3 protein-coding genes are annotated in these 4,164 nt (G+C 62.4%); 2 read left to right on the top strand and 1 reads right to left on the bottom strand.

All coding sequences use genetic code 11. From position 1 onward, the window contains the following. The coding region (locus IE266_RS27110) for a hypothetical protein (protein WP_229864550.1) at window positions 1-203 on the bottom strand (203 nt) is incomplete at its 3' end. Window positions 204-1,033: 830 nt separating this feature from the next. On the opposite strand from IE266_RS27110, the gene IE266_RS26565 reads away from it, so the two are divergent. Together IE266_RS26565 and IE266_RS26560 are read left to right on the top strand one after the other, a co-directional pair. Further along, complete coding sequence (locus IE266_RS26565) at window positions 1,034-1,555, top strand: hypothetical protein (RefSeq protein ID WP_189683156.1); 522 nt, start codon at window positions 1,034-1,036, stop codon at window positions 1,553-1,555. Between the two features lie 229 nt (window positions 1,556-1,784). Continuing rightward, entirely contained in the window at window positions 1,785-4,079 is a 2,295-nt protein-coding gene (locus tag IE266_RS26560; RefSeq protein WP_189683155.1) for an Eco57I restriction-modification methylase domain-containing protein, read from the top strand. The last annotated feature ends 85 nt before the right edge of the window (window positions 4,080-4,164 follow it).

Genomic DNA, 4,164 nt, shown 5'->3' with positions numbered 1-4,164 from the left:
TCAACTTCCACGTCGATGAACTCTATATTCGTGGTGCGATAGACGGCAGGTCCGCGACGGCCGAGCTCGCGTTCTTCGGATGTCATCTGCGGGACTTTGATAAAATCCATGTTTGAAAAACCTCGTTTGGTTGTTGCACGACTGAGCGCGTGAAGACCAAATAGGTTCGAGTGCGATACTCCGGAAAAAATAATCTGCTCCACCGATCGAGTTCCGGACCGGCAGGAAAGGCAGGCCGCATCCGCGACCGGGCATGTGCCTACTGAATCGGATATCGCTTCAGAAACAGGTATTTATCGAGAGTGAGTTCGTCAGCTTCCGACAGGGTCTCCCCCAGAAGTTTCCTGGCCAGGAGAGCGCATTCGGGGTCGTAGGTCTCAGACGACCCCTCGTCCACATCTGGTTCACTCTGGCGCGATTTCTTGGAAGCGCTGGTCATCTCGGCAGTTTAGTCACCCGCGGGCTCTCAGGGAAGGTCCCACCGCCAGAACGTCCGTCGTGCACATATCGATACATGGCGGCGCGCTCTGATATTTGAGTGCGGCCTGCCAGGGTGGCCTACGCAGCGTGCGTGGGCATAAATGTGGCGACACGACCGGTCAAGGTCGGGACGATCTGGCCCGAGATCAAGACCCAGACGAAGACCTGCTTCGGATCAGACATCATCTTTCGCCTCCGGCGCGTGAGAGTGAATGCAACACGGCGACAAGGTCGTCGGGATCCTTCGCGATGCGTGTGGCAGACACCGGATATTGGCCGTTTGCCGCATCTGCCAAACGAAAACCGACCGGGGCCCACACGGCGTCACCGAACCTCCCCGCTGACGGGTGGAGAGACCGGAATGTCCGCACCGCGCATCTATCGGTTGGAAATCTGGAGAGGCCTGGGTCCAGGCGCCGGGGCAAGTGGTCATCCGTCGGACCGATGGCCGGTTCAGGCCGCGCGGATCTTGTGACGCGCAGCCGGAACGGACCCTCGGGAAAATGTGGGTGATCCGGGTGAGACGCGTCGACAACGCGATGATAGGACTGAAATGTTCGACTTTGATCAGATGTGTGCCCTCCCGACGTGGCAGACTGCCCTCTCGGTAGGAGTCATTTTGCAGTTTCCATTCCCGATGAGCGATGACGCGACCCCGTCCGCGCCCCGGCCCTGCCTCGTGCTCGAGGTTGAGCGGGGCGGCGCCGCCCCGCGGATCGTGCTGGCGCCTGGCGCGACGCACGAGGCAAATGCCAGGGACTGCTACGATATCGTGGTGTCCAGCCCGGCGGAGTTCCGCGCTGCGGGCTTGACGCGTGCATACTGTTTCCAAGCCCGAAGACCGCTCAGCGTGGCATTGGGACAATCCCGGGTCCACGTGGCGCTGCCCGTTCTGTCGCCGGTGATGGGACGCCTCACCGGCAGCGCTCATGCACGGATGCAGCGTCTTCGTGCGCGGCTCCACGCCGAGCACGACATCGCCTCCGAACGTCGGCGCGAAGCCGCGGCAGCGGCAGTCGAAGTGAGCCTGAAGCCGGTGCCCCTGCGGCTGCGGGACGATCTTCCGGCACGCTGATCCATCGGCGCACCTGCGAGGGCCGGGACCCGTCAGGGAACAACGACGGTCCTCGCACTGTCGGGGAGAGAATGCCCCGGCCCGGTGATGCGCCGCCCCTCGCGACGCGCAAGAGAGCATTGCCGAAGAAAATTCTGCCGAGACCCAACTTTTTTCGCCCGAGCGTTTCCGGCGCAAAAAACACGAACCGATTTCCGGGGCTCCACTGCTCGAACCCGGAGATCATACCATGGCGAAGCGCCTCGATAACCACGACAACTACTACACCTCCACCGATCTGGCACGCGCCTGTATCGAGAAGCTGAACGAGATCGCACCCGGATGCGACCTCTATGTCGAACCTTCTGCCGGCGGCGGTGCGTTCTTCGATCAGTTGCCGGGCCGGAAGGTTGGCCTCGATATTGCGCCCGGCGCCCCTGGGATCCTTCAGGCAGATTTTCTGACTTGGACGCCGCCCCAGGGCTCCGAGACGATCGCGGTGGTCGGCAACCCGCCGTTCAATTGCCCGCATGGCACCGCCGTCAATTTCTTCAACCAGGCGGCCACCTTCAGCACCTGGATCGCGATGATCCTGCCCGCGGCCTTTGCGAAGGCTTCGGTGCAACGCCAACTCGATCCGAATTTCGAGTGCGTGCATCACCAGGCCCTGCCGAACGAGCCGTTCTATCGTGATGGCAAGGCTGTCCGCGTGAACGCGTGTTTCCAGATCTGGCGGCGGACCGCCAAGCCGCGGGTCATGCCGAAACCCTTGACCACGCACGCCGATTTCGAATTCGTCAAGACCATCGAACAGGCGGATTTCGCCATCCGCCGCGTCGGCGGTCACGCGGGCAAGCTGATCGCAATTACGCCCGAAAGGCGGTTCGGACGCGGCCTGGCCCCCACTTCGAACTACTATATCCGCGCCACGGCCGTCCCTGCTCAGGACGTAGAGACGGTGTTCCGTGCAATCGACCCCACCGAGGTTCGCTCAAATACTGTCGCCGTGCCGTCCATTTCGAAATCCGAGCTGATCGCTCTCTACGATGCTCAACGGGTGCTCGCACTTCCGAGTCCGGTGGGGTGCGGTGCGCCCCGCAAGGATCAGACGGGAACTCCGGCCCCGGATCCCGAACAGCTCCTTCAGGAACTTGAGCGCGCGCGTTGTGAACACATCGCCGGGACCGAGAGGAGGGAGCGGTCGCGACTTGGCCAGTTCATGACACCGGCCGCGGTGGCTGGCAGGCTGGCCGACATGTTCGACGACCTCCCGCAGCAGGTTTCGCTTCTCGATCCGGGGGCGGGCATGGGCGCGCTGACCGGTGCCTTCGTCCTCTCGGCCCTGAGATCGGCTGATCGTCCAGTATCGATCAAGGTCACAGCCTATGAGGTGGACCCGGCCCTTTTGCCAATTCTTGAGCGAACGCTGGCCAGTTGCGCCGCCCATTGTTCGGCAGCAGGGGTCGCGTTCTCCAGCGAAATTGTCCATGCGGACTATGTACTCTCGGCACCCCAGGACCGCGATCGACAGGACCGGCGCTATAACTGCGTCATCGCGAACCCGCCCTATGCCAAGCTGCCGGCATCCGCGGGTGCCCGTGCGGCTCTCGACGCACTCGGCCTGCATGCGACCAACTGGTATTCGGCGTTCGTCGCGGTTGCCCTCACGCAGCTGGTTGAAAATGGCACGCTGGTGGCGATCACCCCGCGGTCATACTGCAATGGAACCACGTTCGAGCGGTTCCGCAAGCATCTCAATGCGGTGTCCGCCATCCAGGCGCTCCATCTCTATCAGTCCCGCAACTCGGTCTTTGCCGGCGACGACATTACGCAGGAGGTGATCGCGATGAAAACGGTCAAGTCTGGCGGGAAGGCATCGGTCCGGCTGAGCTCGGATTGCGGCGACGTCCGGGATGTGGCGTTCTCCGATATCGTCGACCCGGCCGACTTGTCCCAGCTTATCCATTTGCCATTCCGGGATGATGGGACGGTGGCGGCGGTGCGCGCCTTGCCTTGTTCGCTCGACGATCTGGGCGTGCAGGTTTCGACTGGCCGGGTCATGCCGTCGCGTTTGCCGCAGGCTGCTTTCGCAACCGGCGAGAGTGCCGTCATCCCCTTGATCCGGGCGGAAAATCTGCGGAACGAGGCTGTGAACTTGCCGACGGACGGTATCGGGAAACCCGATGTCATCGCCGACATTCCAGAACTCGCCAAGCTTCGCCTTCCTGCCGGAACCTACGTTCTCGTGAAGCGGATCTCGTCGAAGGACCAACCTCGCCGCGTCCAGGCATTTGTGCACGACGCAGGACCGGCCTTCTTCGAAAACCATCTCAACGTTTTCCACGTGAACGGGGAGGGGGTCTCACCGGACCTGGCGCGTGGTCTCGCGATGTTTCTGAACTCTGACGACGTTGATAGGTATTTCAGGACATTCTCCGGATCGACGCAGGTCAACGCACGCGACATCCGTAGCCTGCGGTATCCCGACCGGGCGACGCTCGAGGCCTTGGGACGAGGCCAGATCCAGATCGCCGGGATTTGGTGATCCAGGCGGAAATGGCAAATGCGCTGGGGTGACGTCCCGGTGCGTGGTGTAGCTGTCGGTGGCCATCGGGTTTCTCGGTAGGGTC

Source organism: Seohaeicola zhoushanensis, assembly GCF_014656415.1.
In the GTDB taxonomy this organism is placed as follows: Bacteria; Pseudomonadota; Alphaproteobacteria; order Rhodobacterales; family Rhodobacteraceae; genus Seohaeicola_A; species Seohaeicola_A zhoushanensis.
This window is presented reverse-complemented; position numbering and strand designations above follow the sequence as displayed.